Source organism: Hydrogenophaga aromaticivorans (assembly GCF_013387465.1).
In the GTDB taxonomy this organism is placed as follows: Bacteria; Pseudomonadota; Gammaproteobacteria; order Burkholderiales; family Burkholderiaceae_C; genus Hydrogenophaga; species Hydrogenophaga aromaticivorans.
The window spans coordinates 33,638-55,220 of sequence record NZ_VYGV01000006.1; the positions used below are offsets into that span (position 1 = coordinate 33,638).

General features: G+C 65.7%; 23 protein-coding genes and 1 pseudogene. 8 read left to right on the forward strand and 16 right to left on the reverse strand.

Translation table 11 applies throughout. The features are described 5' to 3' along the window. The 4 genes and pseudogenes from F3K02_RS04515 to F3K02_RS04530 all read right to left on the reverse strand — a co-directional run. Positions 1-579 (reverse strand): annotated as a pseudogene (locus tag F3K02_RS04515) (hypothetical protein); the annotation flags it as partial. 25 nt (positions 580-604) lie between these two features. Continuing rightward, positions 605-1,312, reverse strand: coding sequence for a hypothetical protein (locus F3K02_RS04520; RefSeq protein WP_177133767.1), 708 nt, complete (start codon positions 1,310-1,312; stop codon positions 605-607). 8 nt (positions 1,313-1,320) lie between these two features. Then, positions 1,321-1,845, reverse strand: coding sequence for a phage tail protein (locus F3K02_RS04525; RefSeq protein WP_177133769.1), 525 nt, complete (start codon positions 1,843-1,845; stop codon positions 1,321-1,323). A gap of 62 nt (positions 1,846-1,907) precedes the next feature. Then, positions 1,908-3,500, reverse strand: coding sequence for a phage tail sheath family protein (locus F3K02_RS04530; protein WP_177133771.1), 1,593 nt, complete (start codon positions 3,498-3,500; stop codon positions 1,908-1,910). 381 nt (positions 3,501-3,881) lie between these two features. Here F3K02_RS04530 and F3K02_RS04535 point away from each other — a divergent pair, with 381 nt between their 5' ends. The 3 genes from F3K02_RS04535 to F3K02_RS04545 are packed head-to-tail and all read left to right on the forward strand — an operon-like array spanning position 3,882 to position 6,189. Then, positions 3,882-5,072 carry an aminotransferase-like domain-containing protein gene (locus tag F3K02_RS04535; RefSeq protein ID WP_177135384.1) on the forward strand — a complete coding sequence of 397 codons (1,191 nt, stop codon included), beginning with the start codon at positions 3,882-3,884 and terminating at the stop codon, positions 5,070-5,072. Positions 5,073-5,131: 59 nt separating this feature from the next. Then, a complete protein-coding gene (locus F3K02_RS04540; protein WP_177133773.1) occupies positions 5,132-5,629 on the forward strand; it encodes a GNAT family N-acetyltransferase in 498 nt (165 codons plus the stop codon). 23 nt (positions 5,630-5,652) lie between these two features. After that, entirely contained in the window at positions 5,653-6,189 is a 537-nt protein-coding gene (locus tag F3K02_RS04545; RefSeq protein ID WP_177133775.1) for a flavin reductase family protein, read from the forward strand. Positions 6,190-6,295: 106 nt separating this feature from the next. Here F3K02_RS04545 and F3K02_RS04550 read toward each other — a convergent pair whose 3' ends face one another. Next, positions 6,296-6,895, reverse strand: a complete 600-nt coding sequence (locus F3K02_RS04550; RefSeq protein ID WP_177133776.1) for a lysophospholipid acyltransferase family protein — start codon at positions 6,893-6,895, stop codon at positions 6,296-6,298. Between the two features lie 82 nt (positions 6,896-6,977). Here F3K02_RS04550 and F3K02_RS04555 point away from each other — a divergent pair, with 82 nt between their 5' ends. Further along, positions 6,978-7,802: an alpha/beta fold hydrolase gene (locus tag F3K02_RS04555; RefSeq protein ID WP_177133778.1), complete on the forward strand. Its 825-nt coding sequence runs from the start codon at positions 6,978-6,980 to the stop codon at positions 7,800-7,802. Then, entirely contained in the window at positions 7,799-8,014 is a 216-nt protein-coding gene (locus F3K02_RS04560) for a DUF3820 family protein (protein WP_177133780.1), read from the forward strand. Before F3K02_RS04555 ends, F3K02_RS04560 begins: the two co-directional genes overlap by 4 nt. 30 nt (positions 8,015-8,044) lie before the next feature. Here F3K02_RS04560 and F3K02_RS04565 read toward each other — a convergent pair whose 3' ends face one another. The 11 genes from F3K02_RS04565 to F3K02_RS04615 all read right to left on the reverse strand — a co-directional run bounded on the left by F3K02_RS04565 (position 8,045) and on the right by F3K02_RS04615 (position 18,053). Next, on the reverse strand, positions 8,045-8,599 hold the full coding sequence (locus F3K02_RS04565; RefSeq protein WP_177133782.1) for an NUDIX hydrolase: 555 nt from the start codon (positions 8,597-8,599) through the stop codon (positions 8,045-8,047). Between the two features lie 86 nt (positions 8,600-8,685). Further along, on the reverse strand, positions 8,686-9,738 hold the full coding sequence (locus F3K02_RS04570) for a TRAP transporter substrate-binding protein (RefSeq protein WP_177133783.1): 1,053 nt from the start codon (positions 9,736-9,738) through the stop codon (positions 8,686-8,688). A 134-nt stretch (positions 9,739-9,872) separates the two neighbouring features. Next, on the reverse strand, positions 9,873-10,505 hold the full coding sequence (locus F3K02_RS04575; protein WP_177133785.1) for a class I SAM-dependent methyltransferase: 633 nt from the start codon (positions 10,503-10,505) through the stop codon (positions 9,873-9,875). Next, positions 10,502-10,876 (reverse strand): DMT family transporter, encoded by a 375-nt coding sequence (locus tag F3K02_RS04580; protein WP_177133787.1) that lies wholly within the window; start codon positions 10,874-10,876, stop codon positions 10,502-10,504. Before F3K02_RS04580 ends, F3K02_RS04575 begins: the two co-directional genes overlap by 4 nt. 3 nt (positions 10,877-10,879) lie before the next feature. Next, positions 10,880-11,692, reverse strand: a complete 813-nt coding sequence (locus F3K02_RS04585) for a glycosyltransferase family A protein (RefSeq protein ID WP_177133789.1) — start codon at positions 11,690-11,692, stop codon at positions 10,880-10,882. Next, positions 11,689-12,741 carry a glycosyltransferase family 2 protein gene (locus tag F3K02_RS04590; protein WP_343066990.1) on the reverse strand — a complete coding sequence of 351 codons (1,053 nt, stop codon included), beginning with the start codon at positions 12,739-12,741 and terminating at the stop codon, positions 11,689-11,691. Before F3K02_RS04590 ends, F3K02_RS04585 begins: the two co-directional genes overlap by 4 nt. Then, positions 12,734-14,068, reverse strand: coding sequence for a glycosyltransferase family protein (locus tag F3K02_RS04595; protein ID WP_218179353.1), 1,335 nt, complete (start codon positions 14,066-14,068; stop codon positions 12,734-12,736). The genes F3K02_RS04590 and F3K02_RS04595 overlap by 8 nt, the downstream gene beginning before the upstream one ends. 22 nt (positions 14,069-14,090) lie before the next feature. Next, a complete protein-coding gene (locus F3K02_RS04600; protein ID WP_177133793.1) occupies positions 14,091-14,786 on the reverse strand; it encodes a fumarylacetoacetate hydrolase family protein in 696 nt (231 codons plus the stop codon). A gap of 76 nt (positions 14,787-14,862) precedes the next feature. Then, positions 14,863-15,186 carry a 2Fe-2S iron-sulfur cluster-binding protein gene (locus F3K02_RS04605; RefSeq protein ID WP_177133795.1) on the reverse strand — a complete coding sequence of 108 codons (324 nt, stop codon included), beginning with the start codon at positions 15,184-15,186 and terminating at the stop codon, positions 14,863-14,865. Positions 15,187-15,192: 6 nt separating this feature from the next. Beyond that, complete coding sequence (locus F3K02_RS04610) at positions 15,193-16,671, reverse strand: glutamine synthetase family protein (RefSeq protein WP_177133797.1); 1,479 nt, start codon at positions 16,669-16,671, stop codon at positions 15,193-15,195. Then, on the reverse strand, positions 16,668-18,053 hold the full coding sequence (locus F3K02_RS04615; RefSeq protein WP_177133799.1) for a Rieske 2Fe-2S domain-containing protein: 1,386 nt from the start codon (positions 18,051-18,053) through the stop codon (positions 16,668-16,670). The genes F3K02_RS04610 and F3K02_RS04615 overlap by 4 nt, the downstream gene beginning before the upstream one ends. A gap of 79 nt (positions 18,054-18,132) precedes the next feature. Between F3K02_RS04615 and F3K02_RS04620 the strand changes: the two genes are divergently transcribed. From F3K02_RS04620 to F3K02_RS04630, 3 genes are all read left to right on the forward strand, one after another. After that, positions 18,133-18,852 carry a GntR family transcriptional regulator gene (locus tag F3K02_RS04620; protein ID WP_177133802.1) on the forward strand — a complete coding sequence of 240 codons (720 nt, stop codon included), beginning with the start codon at positions 18,133-18,135 and terminating at the stop codon, positions 18,850-18,852. A gap of 232 nt (positions 18,853-19,084) precedes the next feature. Next, entirely contained in the window at positions 19,085-20,656 is a 1,572-nt protein-coding gene (locus F3K02_RS04625; protein ID WP_177133803.1) for a thymidine phosphorylase family protein, read from the forward strand. Then, entirely contained in the window at positions 20,656-21,564 is a 909-nt protein-coding gene (locus F3K02_RS04630; protein WP_177133805.1) for a ribose-phosphate diphosphokinase, read from the forward strand. Before F3K02_RS04625 ends, F3K02_RS04630 begins: the two co-directional genes overlap by 1 nt. Positions 21,565-21,583: the final 19 nt, after the last annotated feature.

The following is a 21,583-nucleotide window of genomic DNA, read 5'->3' on the forward strand; positions in this document are numbered from 1 at the left end:
GGCCAGGGGCGGCAACGCGGCGCTGGCGGGCCAGCGCACGCGGATCGTGGGCGCGAGCAGCGGCTCGACCTGAGGCCAGGTGGAGGGTGATGCGGTTGCCAGGGGAGCGTCCGACCTCGGGGGGGCGGGTTCGCTGGTGGCCGGGTTCGCGCTGCGGGCCGCTGGAGCCTCGTCCACAGGGTGGGGTGGGCGTGGGGTGGTCATCGAAGCTTTTGCACGTGCCGCCCGCGCCGGGGAGGGTGCGGCTGCAGTATCGTCGGCGGGTTCCTGCAGCGGGGCGGGGGCCGATGCCGTTGCGGCGGTCTGGCCGCGCCGGGGTGTTTCTGCAGCCCTTTGGCGCCGTGCATCGGCGGGTGCGAACACCGGTTCGGGAGAACGGCCGGGGCTAGCGCCCGGGGGCGTGCCGGTGGTCGAGCCGGCTGGCTCAAACGGTGTGCGGGCCTTGGGGGCCGGGGCGTCTTGCTGCATCGGCGCGCCGTGCTCAATCGGCTCGGGCGCGAACCGCATGCCCGACGCAGCGCGCACCGTGCGGGCCGAGCCGTTGGCCCGTTGGGCGAGACGTTGCAGGAATCCGGTCATGGTCTGCCTCGTCGTGTGGTGAGCCTCAGACCCTGAGCAGGTCCAGATACGCGGCGCGCCGGGCCGGGCTGAGCGCGAGCACCTCGCCTTCGGTCCAGCCATAGGCCTGCGCCAGGCTGTGCACCTGGCCCAGCAGGCCCCTGGCGTGGTGGCGCACGTCGTCCCACACCAGGCTGCCAGCGTCGAGCGAAGCCTGGGTCGTCTGGCCGCAGGTCTCGCAGGCCACGCCCAGCCTCAGGTCGGCCAGGGGGTCGGCGGCTTCGAGCTGTTCTTCCGCCTCGCTCAAGACGTCGGCCAGCGCAGTGGGGCCATCGGGGCGCACCACACAGCAGCGCTCCAGCAAGTGCAGCGCGGCTGTCTGGGCGTCGGTTTCATGGGCCAGGGCCGCGAGATCGCGGCTGTGGGGCACGCGGAACCGGAATCCCTGCAACTCGACGTCCGCGCGTTCGTCCTGTGCCGTGGCGTCGGCCAGCAAGGGGTTGATGTCCAGCGCGAGCTCCAGGTGTTCACCGCAGTGTTCGCAGTCCAGCTGCACCTCGACGCGCGCGCCGAACAGCGCAGCGCGCATGCGCAACAGCCCGGTGTTGACCACCCCCAGAGGCAGCTGCGCGAAGCGCTCGGGCGCCACGTCGGGCCGCGCCCAGGCGCAGAGCAGCAAGGCCCGGTCAATGGGATGGCGGTCCTGGCCGCGTTCCCAGAGACTGAGCAGCCCGGCTTCGTCGAGCGTGCGCATGACGGGCTTCAGGCCGGTTCGGTGAAGCGCGGTTCGGTCGGCTCGGTGACGTCAAAGTCACGCTCCCAGCCCTCGTTCTCCAGCTTGATCGACTGGATGGCCACCGCGTTGGCGTTGGCGTCCAGATCGGGCAGTGCCTGGTATTCCGAGACCCAGCAACGGAACACCTTGTAGGCCAGGACGAGCTGGCCGGCCTCGTTGTAGACCTCGATGATCAGGTCCTTGCGGAAGTCTTGCAGCGAGACTTCGGCGCCCAGGCCGGAGCCGAAGTTCCAGACCTTGTTGGCCCAGCGCTCGAACTCCAGGTCGTGCGTCACGCCGCGCTCCAGGCTGATCGCCTCGAACTTGGTGCGCCCGGGCGACTTGCGCGTGACCGAAGGGTCGCCGCCCTCGCGGTGCTCGACCAACGCGGTGCTGCGCTTGAGCGCGCCCACCTTGCTGATGCCCGCGACGTAGCGGCCATCCCACTTGACGCGGAATTTGAAGTTCTTGTAGGGGTCGAAACGCTGTGCATTGACACTGAACTGAGCCATGACGGTTCTCCTTAGGGCCTGTTGATCCGCAACGTATCTTCCAAAAATGGTGTGATCGGGCCCTAGACTTCGACCTGACCGGCCATCTGCTGGATCTTGAGCACCACGAATTCGGCCGGTTTCAACGGCGCGAACCCGACCAGAATGTTCACGATGCCGAGGTTGATGTCGTTCTGCGTCGTGGTCTCGCGGTCGCACTTGACGAAGTAGGCCTCGCGCGGGCTGCGGCCCTGAAACGCGCCCTGGCGGAACAGGTTCTGCATGAAGGCGCCCACGTTGAGCCGGATCTGCGCCCACAGCGGTTCGTCGTTGGGCTCAAACACCACCCACTGGCTGCCGCGGTACAGGCTTTCTTCGAGGAACAGCGCGAAGCGCCGCACCGGCAGGTATTTCCACTCGGAGGCGAGCTGGTCGGCGCCGGCCAGCGTGCGCGCGCCCCACACCAGGTTGCCCGTGACCGGGAAGCTGCGCAGACAGTTCAGCCCCAGCGGGTTGAGCAGGCCGTTCTGGCCATCGGTCATGGTGTAGCTGAAGCCCTGCACACCGGAGAACGAGGCGTCCAGGCCCGCGGGGGCCTTCCAGATGCCACGCTGCACGTCGGTGCGCGCGATGATGCCCGCGACCGCACCACCGGGCGCGAACTCGGCGAGGCGGTTTTCGCTCAGCGGATCGGCCATGCGCAGGCGCGGAAAGTACACCGCGGCATTGCGCGCGTCGTCGTTGCCCACCGTCGTGCGCAGGCCGCTCACGCCAGTCTGGGCGGTGCTGATGGCGGTGGCGGCGTTGGCGGTCCAGGCGGCGGGCGCGTCGATGATCAGCATCGCGCGCCGATCCTGGCAGTAGGTGGCGGCCAGGGCCCAGGTGGCGGTGGCCACGTCGGCCTCGTGGGTCAGCGGCGGCAGGCACAGCAGATTGAACAGGTCGGCCGCCTCCAGCGCGTACATGCCCTCGCGGTTGGCGATCGCCGTGGCGTTGGTGGGCACGAGCTGGGCGTCGGTGATCGCCGCGCCATCGGCGTTCGCTGCGCCCGCGGCCACCACGTTGGGCAAAGCCGGGTTGGCGGGATCGTTCGGGCTGGCGTTCTGCGGCGCGGAGGCGCGCACCCTCACCAGGGCCGACTGTTCGTTGAGCACGGTGTTGACGAAGCGCGGGCTCAACGGCGAGACCGAGACGTTGCGAAAGCTCTCCGCGGCCACCACCTGGCTGCCGCCCACCCGGTCGAGCTCTTCGACCGTGAGGTTGAAGAGCAGCGTGTCGGCGGGGTTGCGGGTGAGGTGATCGACCCGCGCCCGCAAGGCCTGGCCCCACAGGCCCGGACTGGCGGCCTCCAGCACCAGACTGCCGGCGCCCGCGGGCAGGGTGATGGTGGCCGTGTTGGTCGCGATGTTGCCGTTGAAAACCCGCACGATCAGCGCGTCGGCCCCGCCGTGCTGAAAGAAGTGGTTCACCGCGTAGCTCATGGTGCTGTCGCGCCAGAGGCCACCGAAGATGCGCGCGTACTCTGTAAAACTTTGTACCCGCACCGCCCGGTTGACGGGGCCGCGCGAGGAGCGGCCGATGAAGGCCGTGATGGACGTGGCGACACCGGTGATGGTGCGCACACCACTGGGAACCTCTTCGACGTAAACCCCAGGATAGGTGAGGGCTGAAGGCATGGTGGACGCTCCTTGAAGGCTGTGTTGATGGGGGGCCCGGAGTGCGCCTCGTGGCGCCTGGTGAAGCCAGCGGTGTGCTTCAGGTTCGAGAGGCTACGAAGTTCATCGGCCGGATGTTGTGACACTTTGTGTCGCCCGATCCCTTGTCCAACCGGTGAAATTCGTGGCCTCAACGCTGGTTCTTCTGGACCGCATTGCGCCACAAATCGGTGTATCCGGCATGCCTCAAACGGAGGACGAAACGGGGCTGGGTGGCACCAAAAATGCGCGCCAAAAACGACGGAAATGAGCCCACGGGAAAGCCCGGCTTCAGGGGGTGCCGTGGCGGCGTCTGCTATCTTCCAAGCTTTCGTTTTCGCCAATGAGCCACACGCCATGCCAATGCAATTTGCCGACCGCCTGAACAACGTCGAAACCTCCGCCATCCGCGAACTCTTCAAGCTGCTGGGCAAGCCCGGCATCATCAGCTTTGCCGGCGGCTTTCCCGACAGCGCCATGTTCGACGTGGACGGCATCCGCGAAGCCGTCAACACCGCACTGACCGAAGAACCGGGTGGCGCCCTGCAATACGGTGCTACCGAGGGTTACAACCCGCTGCGCGAACAGCTCGCTGCGTTCATGACCAGCAAGGGCAACCAGGGTGTGACGGCCAACGACCTCATCGTCACCACCGGCAGCCAGCAGGCGCTGGACCTGCTGGGCAAGACCCTCGTGTCCCCCGGCGACAAGGTCATCGTCGAAGGCCCGACCTTCCTCGCCACCATCCAGTGCTTCCGCCTTTACGGCGCGCAGCTCATCAGCGCACCGGTGGACGGCAACGGCGTGAAGACCGATGAGCTGGAAAAGCTGATCGAAGAACACAAGCCCAAATTCGTCTACCTCATCCCTACCTTCGGCAACCCCAGCGGCGCCATGCTCAGCCTGGAGCGGCGCCAGCGCGTGCTGGAAATGGCGGTGAAGCACAACACGCTGATCGTGGAAGACGATCCGTACGGTGATCTCTACTTCGGCGAAGCGCCACCGCCCAGCCTGCTCGCGCTCAGCGCCAGCGTGCCCGGCAGCCGCGAGCTGCTGGTGCACTGCGGTTCGCTGAGCAAGGTGCTGAGCCCCGGCCTGCGCGTGGGCTGGATGATCGGCGCCGCCGAGCTGCTGGCCAAGGCCACCATGTGCAAACAGTTCAGCGATGCGCACACCAGCACCTTCGCCCAGGCCACCGCCGCGCAGTACCTGAAAGCCGGCCGCATGCCCGCCACGCTGGCCAAGGTGCGCGCCGTGTACGCCGAACGCGCCACCACCATGGGCAATGCCCTGCGCCGCGAGCTGGGCGACGCCATCGAGTTCGTGCAACCGCAGGGCGGGCTGTTCGTCTGGGCCCGCCTCACGGGCGCGGGCGGCAAGGTGGCCGACGGTGGCGAGCTGGCCAAACGCGCGATTGAAAAAGGCGTGGCCTTCGTGCCCGGCGCACCGTTCTACGCCACGAACCCCGACCACGCGACCCTGCGCCTCTCGTTTGCGACGGTGGGGGTGGAGAAGATTGAAGAGGGGGTGGGGCGGTTGGGCGCAGCGGTTTGATCTGTTGACTCCCACTTCTTCAGTGCCAACAACCCAAACACCCTGACCGGCTCCGCACCATGATCCGGCCCGAAACGCCCGCCGATGCAGACGCCATCGCGGCCCTCACCACGGCCGCCTTCCTGAACGCACCCCACACCAGCCAAACCGAGGCCTTCATCGTCAACGCGCTGCGCCGCGCCGGGGCGCTGAGCGTGTCGCTGGTGGCGGAGCAGGGTGGCGAACTGGTCGGGCATGTGGCGACCTCGCCCGTGGTCATTGCCGACGGCACGCCGGGCTGGCATGGGCTGGGGCCGATTTCGGTGTTGCCTGAACACCAGGGAAAAGGCATCGGTTCGGCGCTGATGCGGGCGGCGCTGCAGGCGCTGCGAGAGCAGGGTGCGGCGGGCATCATGCTGGTGGGCGAACCGGGCTACTACCGGCGCTTCGGTTTTCGCAATGAGGCGCAACTGGTCTACCCGGACATTCCGCCGGAATATTTCATGGTGCTGCCGTTCACCGACGCCTTGCCGCGCGGCACGGTGCTCTTCCACGAGGCGTTCGGCGCGGCGTCTTGAATCTGCGCAACGGGAGCCCACACATGGCCAAAAGATCGTTCCCGCTCGCCAAGGCCTACACCCTGCTTGAACCCGGCCCGGTGGTGCTGCTGACCACGGCGAGCGGCGGGCAGACGGATGTGATGGTGCAGTCCTGGCACCTGATGCTGGAGTTCGAGCCGCCGCTGGTGGGCTGCGTGGTCAGCCCGCGCAACCACTCGTATGGTTTGCTCAAGGCGTCGCGCGAGTGCGTGATCAACATCCCCTCGGTGGAGATCGCGGAGCAGGTGGTGGCGTGTGGCAATTCATCGGGCCGCAACGTGGACAAGTTCGAGCGCTTCGGGCTCACGCCGGTGCCGGCCAAAGTGGTGGGTGCACCGTTGATCAAGGAGTGTTTTGCCAGCCTGGAGTGCCGCGTGGTGGACACGGGCATGGTGGCGAAGTACGGCCTGTTTGTGCTGGAGGTGGTGAAGGCCTGGATGGACCCGGCGCACAAGGAAGCGCGCACCTTGCACCACCGCGGGCGTGGCCGCTTCATGGTGGCGGGTGAGACGATCCAGCTCAAGTCAAAAATGAAATAGCCGGCCCACGCCTTTCATCGACCCGGACGGCGTGCGTCTGGATGTGACGAACGACCGGCAGGAGCGGCACGACCGCTGGGGCGACGCGGCTGGCCGAACCGCAGGCTTACTCGATCGGCTCGGCCTCAAACTGCGCCGCGTTCTTGCCCTTGAACGGCGCGTAAAACGCCTTGATCGCGGCCATGTCGGCCGCGATGTCGCCAGTGGGCTGGAACAGCGGGCCCAGGCCACTGCGTTTGGTGGCGTAGTCCATGTAGGCCATGACGATAGGCACCTGGGCCGTCTGGGCGATGTAGTAGAAGCCGGTCTTCCAGTAGCGCGTCTTGCTGCGCGTGCCTTCGGGCGGCACGATGAGTTGCAGCGGTCCGTCGGCCCCGGCAATGGCCTGGGCCGAGGCGGCCACCAGGTTGCTGGATTGCGCGCGGTTCACCGGGATGCCGCCGAGCCAGCGCATCAGGCCGCCAAACGGGGCTTTGAAGATGCTCTGCTTGCCCATCCAGTAGGGGTTCAGGCGCAGGGCGAAGGCGACCATGAGGGTGTAAGGCAGGTCCCAGTTGCTGGTGTGGGGCGCTGCGATGAACACGCTCCGGGTCGCCTGCGGCGGCAGGCTGCCTTCGACTGTCCAGCCGGTCATTTTCAGGAAAGCCAGCGAAAAGCCGCGCAGCAGGGTGTTGATCACCGGGGTGGTGAAGATGGTTCGGTGCATGGCCGGGGAGTATCGTGCAAGACACCGCCTGGCCCTTGCGCGCGCTACCATCGCCGCCACTTCATTTGACGGATATCAAGCCATGACCCCAACCCTCGATGTGCAGGGACTGACGGTGCAGATCGAGGGCCACGGCCCCACGGTGGTGATGCTGCACGGCTGGCCCGACACGCTGGCGCTGTGGGACGGCGCGGTGCGGGCGCTGAGCGATGGCTACCGCTGCGTACGCTTCTCGCTGCCGGGCTTTGACCTCGCGAAGCCGCCGCGTCCTGTGTCGGTGAATGAGATGTGCGAACTGGTGGGCGCCGTGGTGGACGCGGTGAGCCCGGACGAGCCGGTGACGCTGCTGCTGCACGACTGGGGCTGTTTCTTCGGCTACGAATACGCGGCACGCCACCCGCAACGCGTGGCGCGCGTGGTGGGCACCGACATCGGCGACACCAATTCGGGCGCCTACCTCAAGTCGCTCAAAACCAAAGAGAAGCTGATGATCGCGGGTTACCAGCTCTGGCTGGCTGTGGCCTGGAAGCTGGGTCGCTGGCTGCCGGGCCTGGCCGACCGCATGACGCGCTTCATGGCGCGCACCATCGGCTGTCGCACGCCGCCGGAGCGCATGGGCTGGCAGATGAACTACCCCTACGCCATGCAGTGGTTCGGTTCTTATGGCGGCTTGCGCGGCGTGGCGCGGGTGGACAAGGTGTTCGGCCCGCAGATCCCCACGCTGTTCTGTTTCGGCCGGCGCAAGCCCTTCATGTTCCATTCACCGCGCTGGCTCGCGGCCCTGGGCACCACGCCGGGCAGCCAGGTGAAGGGCTTTGACGCCGGGCACTGGCTGATGTTTCAGAAGCCCGCCCTGTTCCACACCGCGGTGCGGGCCTGGCTGGACGGTGGAGGCGCTGAGCGATGAAGGCTGAGGACCTGGAACGCCTGATCACAACCGAGATGCCCTTCGGAAAACACAAGGGCACGCCCATCGCCGACCTGCCGGGCAACTACCTGAACTGGTTTGCGCGCGAGGGCTTCCCGAAGGGGGACATCGGCCGCCTGCTGCAGCTGATGCACGAGATCGACCACAACGGCCTGAGCGATCTGCTGGCGCCACTGCGGCGGCGCTCCTGACCAGCCCTCCATCGCCAGCGACGTCAGCCCTCAGGCGATGTCGAAGGCGTGGAAGCCGAACTGCCCGCGCCGTCGGTCGGCGAAGTAGTGTTCCAGCGTTTCCCGGACGGTGCGGAACGCGATCTCGTCCCAGGGGATCTGGTCTTCGGTGAACAGCCGGGCCTCGATGGTCTCGAAGCCGGGGTTGAATTGTTTGCTGAGCAGGCGGGCGCGGTAGTACAGGTGCACCTGGCCCACGCGCGCCACGTTCATGAGCGTGAAGAGCTCGCCCAGCTCGATCTGCGCGCCGGCCTCTTCGTCGGTTTCGCGCAGCGCGCCTTCGGCCGTGGTTTCGCCCAGTTCCATGAAGCCGGCGGGCAGGGTCCACTTGCCACGGCGCGGTTCGATGTTGCGCAGGCAGAGCAGCACGTATTCACCCGTCTCGCCCCAGACTGGCACGGTGCCCACGACATTGAGCGGGTTTTCATAGTGGACGGTGTGGCAGACGGTGCAGATGGCGCGGGGTTTGGTGTCACCGTCGTCGGGCAGTCGGTAGGTGACGGCGGCGCCGCATTCTCTGCAGTGTTGGATGGGGCTGCGGTGCATGTCGCAAAGTGTAGGGGAAATGAAAAAGGGCCCCTTGCGGAGCCCTTCAAGACACAGGGGTGCAAGGCACCCGGCGCAGGAGGCGATCAGCCCTTGGCGGTCTTGCCGTGTTTGGCGATCAGCGACTTGGCGGTGTCCAGCAGTTGTTTGCCGTTGAAGCCGCGCTTGTCCATGTCCTGCATCCACTCCACTTCCACCAGACGCGCCTTGCGCTTGAATTCCTGCGCTTCGGCGGCGGGGATGGTGTAGATGCTGTTGCCCAGCTTGACGGCCGACTCGCGGCCGGGCGCGTCGCCACCCTGCTGCACCTTGCCCAGCCAGGCCGAGGTTTCCATGCCGGAGTTCTTGTCGATGACGGCCTTGAGGTCGGCGGGCAGTGCGTTGTATTTGGCCTTGTTCATGGCCAGGATGAAGGTCGTGGTGTACAGCGCGCCGCCCGCCGGGTCAAACTCGCTGTGGAACTTGGCCAGTTCCTGCACCTTGACGGCCGGCACCACTTCCCAGGGGATCACGCAGCCGTTGATGACGCCTTTGGAGAGCGCGTCGGGAATCTGCGGCAGCGGCATGCCCACGGGCGAAGCGCCGAGGTAGCCGAGCATCTTGGTGATCTGGCGGGTCGGGCCGCGCACCTTGGAGCCTTTGAGGTCTTCGGCGGTCTTGATCTGCTTGTCGCGCATGTGGAAAATGCCGGGCCCGTGCACCTGCAGGGCGATGGGGTGCACATCCTTGAACTCGTCCTGGGCCACGGTCTGCACGTATTCCCAGTAAGCCTTGGAAGTGGCTTCGGCGTTGTTCATCATGAACGGCAGCTCGAACACTTCGATGCGCGGGAAGCGGCCCGGCGTGTTGCCCGGCAGGGTCCAGACGATGTCGACCACGCCGTCCTTGGCCTGGTCGTACAGCTGCACCGGCGAACCACCGAGCTGCATGGCAGGGTAGGCCTCGAACTTGATGCGGCCGCCCGAGTCCTTGGTGACCTTGTCCATCCAGGCCTTGTGCATGTTCAGCCACACATTGGACTGTGGCGACATGAAGGTGTGGAACTTGAGGGTGACGGTTTGCTGGGCAAAGCCGACGAGCGCCGGGGCGCCGAAGGCCACGGCCGCGCCGGACTGGAGCAGGGTTCTGCGCTGGATCATGGGGGGGAATCTCCTGGTGATGAAAGAAGGATGCCGGTCAAAGCAGGGCTTTGGGCGATGGTGAAACATAGTGCCTACAGACCTGGTACCGCTACGGGTGAAACCCGCAGAAAGCGTGCCGGTCAAGGCGTCGGCTATGTGCTTGAGGATCTCTCCAGGACCACATGCAGTTCGTTGTATGCAAACACGTTGCCGATCCAACGGAGATTGAACGGAAAGTAACTCGTGTGAACCAGTCGCCAACGGCTCTTATCACCCATTGCCTTCCGGATGACATCGAGATCAACGTACGTACGATGGGTGGGATCGATTTTGAACCCCGCACGTCCCGGTACGCCGATGACGGCGCGTGTGATGTCGGGTTCGGTGGCCAGGAGCAGCTTGCGGAGAATCTCGGCGGGTTGGTCAAAATGTTCGAGCACATGGCTCAGGAAGAGCGTGCGGACCCGACCTTTCCAGTTTACCGAGGACAGGGTCCAGTCATCGGCAAATCCGTTGTACCAGCGGACGTCCAGTCCCTGTTGCTGGCAGTACTGCACCGTGGCCTCGTTGTACTCGACACCCAGCGAGCCTTCGGGCAGTGCCCGCAGCAGTTCGCCGATGCCGCAACCAAAGTCCAGGGCCGGCCCCCGAGAAAGCCGAGCGGCCTGCCGGATGTACATTTTGCGAATGAAGCGCCGGAAAGCGCTGCGTTGAACCTGGTAGCGCGTGTAGGACTGGTCATAGACCGCATGGCCCTCGCCAGTCGGGGGGCTGGAATTGCTCATGTGTCCTTGAAAAGGGTGACCATCAATACACCGGCCGTGATCAGGGTCAGTCCGATCCACTGCGGCATGTTCAGTTTTTCATCATAGAAATACCAGCTCACGGCGGCCATGGTCAGGTAGAAGAATGAGCCGGATATCGCGAATGCGACCGACAGCCGCTCCTGGGTCAGGACAAACCACCAGACCACATAGCCCATTCCTTGCAGGGCCAGCGCAGCGATGACCACCGGGGAGGTCGCTGCCGACAGCACGAAAGCGAATGGACCATCGGTCTTCAGGACGCTCACGACGTCACCGACCCCTCGCTTCAAGATCAGCTGGCTGCCGATGGTGACGAAGGTGACGATCAGGACGAGAACAAAAGTGGGCATGCTTCAGCTTTCGTTGCTGGAATAGGCGATGGCATAGGTCCTGGCGATGATGTGGGCCAGGGGGCGGGGCCAGAGACGGCAGAGCATTTCCAGGTCTTCTCTTGTTCGATGGCCTTCATGGATGCCCTCGGTCGTGCCGCTTTCTGCATGGATGCGATGGTGCATCAATGTGTCCCGGACCCAGACAAACCCGCCGGGCTCTTCGGCTTTGCGTATCCACGCTGCCCAATCCATGTTTACGTGGTAACCGTCGGCGAAATGGGTCTGGCCTGGCCGGGTGCGGAAGGTGACCGAGGGGCACGGGATCGGACAGCCAAAACGCAGGCAGTTCATTTTTGACCACTTGCTGGAAATTTCTCGCCGACCCAGAAAGCCCAACAGGAGCAGCACCTGCTTGATGTTCAGCAGAAGGGTGTGCTCCCGCACATCCTCGCCGACGAGTTCCGCGTAGTTGGTGAACACCATGGACGGTTCGTGCGCCTGTTGAGCGGCAAGCATGACCCGTTCGGCGTAGCCGGGCAGGTACACGTCGTCCTGATGAGCGACGGTGACCCAATCGGTCTTGATCTGCGCCAGTCCCTCGTTCCAGTCGTGGGCCATGCCCTTGTTGGGGCCATGAATATGGCACTCGGCGCCGAAACGTTTCGCCAGCTCAAAGAGCCCGTCATGGGGTGTGGAGCTGGAGATCAGGATGCCGGACGGTGCGGATTGGCGCACCAGCGACTCCAGACAGTCGCTGAGGTAAGGGGAGTTCCCGTAGGCTGGGACCAGAAAAGTATGGCTGGGCGGCGCCGAAGACCCGTCATCTGGCCTCATGGTGAAGGTCTTTCTGGCTGGCGCAAGGTTGGGGCCGATCGGTAGAGGCGCTTGTGAATGGGCAGCCTGGGCACCGACTGGGTGTCGTGGGAGATGAAGGCCAGCAAGAGCTGGAGTCCCAGCAGCAAAGGCAATGCGGCCAGCATGACGGTACCTGCCGAGCTGACCACTTGCATGGAGGCGGACAAGGTCCATTGGTATGCACCGAACAGCAGACCAAAAACTGTCAGGCACGTACCCAGCAGCAGGTGAAATGAAGCCGCGGAGAGGTCGCGGAGGAAGTAGTTGTAGAAGATGCGCTTGCCGAAGTTGCGCAGGTGCTTGAGCATGAATTCACCCAGAATGGATCGGATGCGCAGGTTGCTGACCTCGTCGGCGTAGTGGGCGTCCATGGGAATGTCCATGACCACGCAGCGCATGATGTTGAGCCGGAACAGCATGTCGCTTTCGAAGAAATACCGCTGACTGATCTTGTCGAATGGCAGATGGCTCGCGACCCGGGCATGTATGGCGGTGTAGCCATTGGTCGGATCGAAGATGTCCCAGTAGCCCGTGGAGAATTTCGACATGAATGAAAGCAGGGCATTGCCGAGCAAGCGGATGCCGGGCATGCGACCGATGTTCGTCAGATCGTAGAAGCGGTTGCCTTTGGTGTAGTCGGCCAGGCCCTCCAGAATCGGTGCCACGAATTGCGGCAGCAGTTCGGGCGCCATCTGGCCGTCGCCATCGACCTTGACCAGGATGTGGCATCCGTCGTCAATGGCAGCCTGGTATCCGCTCATGGTCGCACCGCCCACGCCAAGATTCTGCGGGTTGAAGATGACTTTCACCCGCGGGTCGCTGCAATTCTGCTGAACGTGGTGTCCCGATGCTTGCGGGCACGCGTCATCGACCACGTAGATGGCGTCGACTTCCGGCCCCAGCCGCCGTATCACATCCAGCACCTGTGCTTTGACTTTGTAGGCCGGGATGACGGCGGCGATCTTGACCGTCTCTGGTGGAGTCTGGAAAACTGGATCCATGCGATGCAATCGTTCTGCCTCACCCATGGTCGGCTAGCCGCGCGGGCGAACGGTGCCTCCAGACGACCTGCCGGAACACCGACACGACGAACGCGGTGCCCAACAGGGCGCTGGTCACCAGATAGGGCAGGAAGTACCTCGCCTGGAAGAAGAACGGGAAATGGGTCAACCGGAGGTAGATGTAGAGAAACAACGGGAGCGCAACGAATGCCATGGCAGAACCCGCGAACAGCGCGGCCTGTCTGGTCACGGCAATGCCTTTCGACAGGGCAATCACCAGGTAGATCAATGACAGCCCGGACAGGATCAGGACGTAGGTGGGAAGGTACATGAACGCGTGGGGCAGGTTCCAGTCGACGAGGGTTCTCCAGCCCGGGCTGGCGGTGCTGTGCGTGAACTGGGCATATACCATGTTCATGTTGACGAAAAATGAGCGATCACCGAGCCGTCTGATCAACATGTCCCGCATCGAACCATCACTGGGTCCTCCTCCTCGCACGCCGTTGACGGCTGCAACCATGGCGGCGTAGATCAACACGGTACACAGGCCATAGACCAGCACACGCAACAAGCGTTGGCGCCAGGGTAGCGGTGTCCTGAGCAGTTCAGACACGCCCAGGATCACCACGAGCAGCAGGGCGGTTGGCTTGACAGACAAGACCAGCGCACTCAACAAGGACGCGCAAGCCAGGAACACTGCCTGGTTCTTCAATGGGTAAAGGAAGCGCACATAGACGAAGATCCCGAGAAGCACGGCGACCAACACAAAGACCTCGGGGTTGAATACCGTGGCCATGTAGACATAGATGGGGGCTTGTGCTGTGACAGCGACCAACATGGCCGCGAGCAGGGGTGGCACGCCAAGGTGCATGGCCAGCAGCGCGACGAGCAGCAGACCCACGAAGCCCCAGACCATGTTCGTGAGCTTGGCCAGGTGGAAGTCGTTGTCCACGGGAACCAACGCCTTCACCGCGCTGGACAGCCAAGCCGTCAAGAGGTAGTAGGTCGGCAGGTAGGAACTGGCGGTATTTTCGAGGGACCAGCCATCGCTTTCGATCTTGCCACTGGGTGAGCAGGTCATGCCCTGCATGACAACAGGGCTGCTTCCGCAGGCCCAGATCTCCAGTGACCGGTTGTCAATGCGCTCATAGACGGCCGGGACCTTGTTCCAGTGGTAGATCTTGTACCAATAATCGAAATGGGTGTGTTCGTCGTACGGCGAGTGGTAGTCCAGCTTCATTCTCTGGGCGATATTGTTCATGCCCCAGAGAAGGCTGGCGGCGAGCACCAGCAACCCTAGAAAACTGTTCAGTAGATGAAAGTGTTTCTTTGAAACAAGGGGTTGAAACGTCATAAGGTTGAGTCGAGCCCCGCAGTCAGGTCACTTTGACCGTGATCGGGGTCAGGCCGTCCACCCCACCGGTCATGGTGTCGCCCTTGACCACCGCGGCCACGCCTTCGGGGGTGCCGGTGTAGATCAGGTCGCCCGGCTGCAGCTCCCAGGCATTGGACAGGTGTTCGATGGTCTCGGCGATGTTCCAGATGAGTTTGCTCACGTTGCTGCGTTGCCGGTCGCTGCCGTTGACCTGCACCCAGATCGCGGCGCTGGCGATGTCGCCCGCCTCGGCAGCGGGGGTGATGGGGCCGATGGGAGCGGACTGGTCGTAGCCCTTGCCGATGCACCAGGGACGGCCCTGCTTCTTCATCTCGTTCTGCAGGTCACGCCGCGTCATGTCCAGGCCGACCGCGTACCCAAAGATGTGTTTCGCTGCGTCTTCGGCACGGATGCCGCGGCCACCCTGGCCGATGGCGACCACGAGCTCGATCTCGTGGTGCAGGTTGGACGTGAGCGTGGGATAGGGAATGACCGCGGTCTTGCCGGCTTCGGCGACAACGATGGCGTCGGCCGGTTTGAGGAAGAAGAACGGCGGCTCGCGGCCGGTGAAGCCCATCTCTTTGGCGTGTTCTTCGTAGTTGCGGCCCACGCAGTAGATGCGGTGGACCGGGAAGCGTTCGGCGCGGCCGACCACGGGCACGGAGACGACGGGCGGCGGGGTGAAAACGTAGCTCATGGCGGGTTCCTGGCGGCTGGCGGGCAGCGGGTGGCGTGAGTTCGGGTGCCCAGCAGTATAGGCAACCGGTGCCCGCTCAATACTGCGAAGCCGGCAGGCGCAGTTCGATGCCGTCGAGTTCCGGTGTGAGCACGATCTGGCAGCTCAGCCGGCTGCCGGGTGCGCGCGGCGATGCCGTGAATTCGAGCATGCCTTGTTCGTCATTGCCGGGCTCGGGGAGCCGGTCTGCCCAGGGAGCATCGACGATCACATGGCAGGTGGCGCAGGTGAGCGTGCCGCCGCAGTCGGCTGCGATGCCGCTCACGTTGGCGGCGACGGCGGCTTCCATGATGCTCTGGCCCGGTTTGCCCTGGATGTCCTGTACCGACTGGTCGGCGGCGATGAAACGGATGTGGATCATGGGGTGTCAGATTCGGCTGAAGTATTCGCGGCGGTCGAAGTCGGTCTTGTCCTTGGCGTCGGCGTGGCGGTCGATCTCTTGTTGTTTGATGCGGCAGAAATGGTGCACGACATCGGCGCCCAGCCCGGCGATGAGCGCGGTGTCTGCGCGCAGGCATCCCAGTGCGTGGCCGAGGGTGTCGGGGATTTTGGGGTGATCGGCGGCGTAGGGTGTCTCGCAGGCGGGTGGTGGTTCGAGGCCGCGGGCCAGTCCGTCGAGCCCGGCGTGGATCTGCGCCGCCATGTACAGGTAGGGGTTGGCGGCTGGCTCGCCGATGCGGTTCTCGATGCGGGTGGCCTGGTCGCCCGACCCGCCGACCACGCGCAACATGGCGCCGCGGTTGTCCTGCCCCCAGATCATGCTCTGGGGGGCCAGCGCGTTCGGGCGGAAGCGGCCGAAGCCGTTGACGGTGGGTGTGCACAGCGCGGTCATGCCTTCGGCGTGCGCCAGCAGGCCGGCGAGCCAGTGGGCACCGGCGTCCGACAGCGTGTGGCGCGCGTCGGCGCGGCCGCTGCCGGGCGCGGGCGATTCGCGCACGCAGGCGTTGCCGCCGGTGGCCAGATCCACCAGCGACTGGTGCAGGTGCCAGCCGCTGGACATGATGTGGGGAAACGGCGGGCGGCACATGAAGGTGGCGTGGTAGCCCGCTCGGCGCAGGGCCTGGCGCACGCCGTTGCGGAACAGCACCATCTGGTCGGCGGCGGTGAGCGCGTCGGTGGCGTCGAACACGGCTTCCACCTGGCTGGGGCCGAGTTCGATTTCCAGCGACTGCAACGGCAGGCCCAGCGCCTGCGCCGTGTGCATCACGATGGCCAGCGGCTCGTCGGCCATGTCGATCATGGCTTCGGACTGCAGGTTGTAGCCGGGGTGGATCATTTCCACGCTCGGCGGCAGACCGGGCCAGTCGGCGCGTTCGGGGTCGAGTTGCGGGGTGGTGTCGGTAATGCGGTAGATGTGGAATTCCACTTCGAGCCCGGTCTTGAGGCCGTAGCCCGCCTGGGCCAGCCGCGCCAGCGCCTGCTGCAGCACGCGGCGGCTGTCCAGCGCCACCGGGGTGGCGTCCTGGAACCAGGGCTGGCAGCGCAGCCAGCCAGTGCCTTTGCTCCAGGGCAACTCGATGAAGCTCGACGGATCGGGCAGCAGCATCAGGTTGGCCGCGCCGGCAAAGCCGGGCAGATCGCTGGTGCCGCCGGGCTCAAACACCTTCCAGGCGGTGCGGTCCGCCGTGTCCTTGAGCATCATCGTGCCGACCATGCCCACGCCATCGCGCAGCGCTTTGATGGCCGCGGGCGCCATCAGTGTCTTGCCGCGCAGCATGCCGTGGACGTCGCACCAGCCCAGGCGCACGCGCTGGATGCCACTGGCTTCGATGAGCCGGGCGGTTTGTTGGCAAGCCGCTTCCCGGGCCGCGTCGTGCTGCCCGCAGCGTTGGGCGAAATGGCTCATTTCGCGCCGGCCGTTTCGGTCGCGGCTTGCGCGGCGGCGTTCTGCCAGGGCGCGCCTGCGCGCTTGGCGCGCACGGCGTCCTGCCACCAGGTTGGCCAGCCTTCGGTGGGCGCGATGCCGTCCACCGTGTCGGGGCCGGTGATGCTGGCGTGTTGTGCCGGGTCGGCGATGCCGGGTGGCGTGCCGCCTTGTTCCACGGTGTCCATGGCCTGCAACAGCATCCGACGGTTCGCCATGATCACCTTGTCGGTGGTGCCCAGGTGTTCGCGTGTGCGGTCCTGGATGGCGCCCATGCTCTCGCAGGCCCACTGGTCGTGCACGTTGATGTCGTCCTCGCCCATGCCGAGGTAGGTGCGGTTCTGCTGCTCTTCGGCGCTGAACCCCCAGTTGTTGTGGCGCCCGGATTTGGGGATGTAGTCGGGCAGGGTGACGGCGTCCAGGCGCTGATTGCGCATGGTGTCCTTGTCCACCGGTTTGTCGAAACTGGTGAAGAAGGCGAACCAGTGGTTGTGCGTGTCGTCCACCGGCACGTGCATCTGCGTGATCGTCATGGTCTCGGAGAGCGGGATCACGAAGGTCTGCGGGAACACCGCGTTGGTGATGCGCACGTGGGTGAGCGCGTCGGTCATGGGGCGCAGCGCGGTCAGCTGCAGGCCATAGGGCTGCTGCGTGAAGCTGATCTCTGGCTGGCCGAATTCGCGCAACACCTTGGTCATGGGCCAGCGCTCGCCGCCCACCTCGCCCACGCTGGCGCCGCGGAACTGTTTGCCGTAGCTGCCCTCGAGCGAGGCGTCGTTGAAGAAGCGGTGCAGGTACGAAGCGTGCGCCGGGTCGATGCCGACCTCGAAGGCCTGCAGCCAGTTGCAGTGCCACAGGCCCTTGAACACGAAGCTGTGCGTGGCGGGCGCTTCGAAGCAGTCCAGCGCTGGGAAGGGCGGTGGCGTGCTGCCTTCTGGGCCGAACCAGCCGAACAGCGCGCCGGCCTTTTCGATCAGCGGGTAGCTGCGTTGTTGGATGCGGGTGCACAGCGTGCTGCCGGCGGGCTCGGCCGGGGTCTCGGTGCACTGGCCGCTCACGTCGAACTTCCAGCCGTGGAAAGGGCAGCGCAGGCCGTCGCCCTCGTTGCGGCCAAAGGCCAGGTCGGCGCCGCGGTGCGGGCAGTCGCGGTCGAGCAGGCCGAAGGCGCCTTGGGCGTTCCGGAACAGCACGAAGTCCTGCCCCAGCACGCGCACCGCTTTCACCGGACGCACGCCCATGGCCGGGTCCAGCGCGGGGTTGAACTCGTCGAGCAGGGCCACCGGTTGCCAGTAGCGGCGCAGCAACTCGCCACCCGGTGTGCCCGGCCCGACCTGGGTGATGCGCTGGTTCAGTTCGGCTTTCATGTGGGGTCTCCTGTGGGCTGTTCGGCGGGGGATGGTTAAACGGTATCCCGTTTTGTGGATTCAGTGTACAGTTTGCGGCATGAGCCTGCAAGAAACCGTTTTGATGCAACTGCGCGACCTGATCCTGAGCGGCGAGTTCGCGCCCGGCCAGCGACTGGCGGAGCAACAACTGGCCGAGCGCCTGGGGGCATCGCGCACGCCGGTGCGCGCCGCTCTGGTCACGCTGGAGCAGGAAGGGCTGGTCGAGGCCAACGACACCGGCAAGTACCTAGTGCGCCAGTTCACCGCCCGGGAAGTCACCGACGCGATCGCCGTGCGCGGCCATCTGGAAGGCATGGCGGCGCGCCTGGTGGCCGAACACGGCGTGTCGCGCCAACTGCAGGGTGACCTGCAGGCCTGCCTGGACGAGGGCGACCGCCTGCTCGCCGACAGCCCGCTCACCATCGAGAGCTACGCCGCCTACGCGGCCATGAACGACCGGTTCCACGCGCTGATCCTGGACGCCTGTGGCAACCGGGCGTTGCAGCGCGCCGTGGCGCTCAACGACAAGCTGCCGTTCGCTCCCGCCTCGGCCATGTTGCCCATGCAGGGCACGGTGGCGCTGGACCGCGACTGGATGCTCTACGCCCACCGGCAGCACCACATGCTGTGTGACGCGCTGCGCCTGGGCGAGGGCGTGCGCGCACAGGCGCTTGCGGTTGAACACACCGAAGTGGCGCAGATGAACATGCGTCTGGCGCTGGAGCGGCGCGCAGAGTCCGAGCGGTTCATGCCTGGGATGCGGCTGGTGGTCGGCTGAACACGGCTCCCCCCGCGCCGGCCCTGCGGGCCGTCACCCCCCAGGGGGCGATGCGAGTGGCCCGGCGAAGCCGGTTCCACCGCATCCTTGAAGAAGGCATTTCGCGCTGGAGGGGAAGTGGGTCCCAGGGCGCCGTTTCATGCCTCGGGGTGGCACTCTGGAGCCATGGAAAACGGAAGTTGGATCGCTGTGCGCTATCGCACCGGGCTTTCGGCGGTGTATCGTGCCGGGCATGAGCGCCCAACCCGAACAAGAGATACCCGGCCGCGGCAGCCTGATGCTGCGCCGCGTGGCCATCGACACCTACCGCGAGAACGTCGCCTACCTTCACCGCGACTGCGCGGTCTACCGGGCCGAGGGTTTTCAGGCCCTGTCCAAGGTGGAGGTGCGCGCCAACGGCCAGCGCATTCTGGCCACGCTCAACGTGGTGGACGACGCGTCCATCGTCGGCTGCAACCAGCTCGGCGTGTCGGAGGATGCCTTCGCCCAGCTGGATGTGCCCGATGGCCACCCGGCCTCGGTGTCGCAGGCCGAGCCGGCCGAATCCATCCCGGCGCTGTTCCGCAAGATCAACGGCGAGCGCCTCACGCGCGCCGATTTCCACGCCATCGTGGGTGATATCGCCCAGCACCGCTATTCCAAGATCGAGCTGACTGCCTTCGTGGTCGCCAGCAACCGCAGCGAGCTGGACCGCGAAGAGGTGTTTTTCCTGACCGAAGCCATGGTGGCCAGCGGCCGCCGGCTGGACTGGCACGAACCGCTGGTGGTGGACAAACACTGTATCGGCGGCATCCCGGGCAACCGCACGTCCATGCTGGTGGTGCCCATCGTGGCGGCCTACGGGCTGGTGTTTCCCAAGACCTCATCGCGCGCCATCACCTCGCCCGCGGGCACGGCCGACACCATGGAAGTGCTGGCGACGGTGGAGCTGCCGTTCGACCGGTTGACGGAAATCGTGCGCACCCACAAAGGCTGTCTGGCCTGGGGCGGCACGGCCAACCTGTCGCCGGCTGACGATGTGCTGATCTCGGTCGAGCGGCCGCTGAACATCGACTCGCCCGGGCAGATGGTGGCGTCCATCCTGTCCAAGAAGATCGCGGCTGGCGCCACCCACCTGGTGCTCGACATTCCTATCGGCCCCACGGCCAAGGTGCGCTCCATGCCCGAGGCGCAGCGCCTGCGCCGGTTGTTCGAGTACGTGGCGCAGCGCCTGCACCTGTCGCTGGACGTGGTGATTACCGATGGCCGCCAGCCCGTGGGGCAGGGGGTGGGGCCGGTGCTGGAGGCGCGCGACGTGATGCGGGTGCTGGAGAACCACCCCGATGCACCGAACGACCTGCGGCAGAAATCCCTGCGCCTGGCCGGGCGCCTGATCGAATGCAGCCCCGACGTGCGCGGTGGCGACGGCTTCCGGATCGCGCGCGACATCCTCGATTCGGGTCGCGCGCTGGCGCAGATGCAGGCCATCATCGAGGCCCAGGGTTCGCACGACTTTGATCACCACCACCCGGCGCTGGGCGCGCTCACGATCGAAGTGACCGCGGCGCAGGCCGGCGTGGTGACCGGGATCGACAACCTCCAGATCGCGCAGATCGCAAGGCTGGCCGGTGCGCCCAAGGTGCAGGGCGCGGGCGTGGACCTTTGCGCCAAGCTGGGTGACGAAGTCAAGGCGGGCGAGGTGCTCTACCGCGTGCACGCCAGCTACCCGGCCGACCTCGAATTTGCCCGCCAGGCCTGCCTGCGCTTCAACGGTTTCAGCCTCGGGCACGCCGACCAGGTGCCCCATGTGTTTGTGGAGTTCTGATGCACCCCGACCTTTCCGCTGGCTGCCTGCTGTGTTTTGACGATGAGCAGACCATCGCCCAGGCGGTTGCCGCTGCGGTGGGTCTGGCGCTGGCGGTCATCGAGCGCCACCGCTTTCCGGACGGCGAGTTGCGCCTGCGCCTGCCCGAGAGCCTGCCACCGCGCGTGGTGTTCTGGCGCGGCCTGCACCAGCCGAACGAGAAGCTGGTCGAGATCCTGCTGGTCGCGCGCACCGCGCACCAGCTCGGCGCCGTGCACCTCACGCTGGTGGCGCCCTACCTGGCCTACATGCGGCAGGACATCGCGTTCAACCCCGGCGAAGCGGTGAGCCAGCGCGTGATCGGCCGCTTCCTGGCCGGTCTGTTTGACGCCGTGATCACGGTGGACCCGCACCTGCACCGCGTGGCGACGCTGGAAGAGGCCATACCCGTGAAAGATGCCATCGTGCTCAGCGGCGCGCCGCTGCTGGCCGACCACATTGCGACGCAGCGCCCCGACGTGCTGCTGATCGGCCCGGACGAGGAGTCGCTGCAATGGGTGGCGCAGGCTGCTGCGCGCCACGGCTGGGCGCACGGCGTTTGCCGCAAGCTGCGGCATGGCGACCGGGAGGTAGACATCGAGCTGCCCGACCTGCCGTTCACCGGACGCGCCGTGGTGCTGATGGACGACGTGGCCAGTTCGGGTCATACCCTCGCGCAGGCCGCGCGTTTGCTGAAAGTGGCGGGCGCGGCTTCGGTGGACGTGGCGGTCACGCACGCGCTGTTTGCCGACGGCGCGGTCCGGCTGATCCGCGAAGCCGGTGCCGGTCAGATCTGGAGCACCGACAGCATTCCCCACGCCAGCAACGCGGTCAGTGTCGTGCCTGCGGTGGCGGAGGCTTTGCGGCGCCTCGCCGACCGCGCTCACTGATCGGCTCTTGCTATTGCGG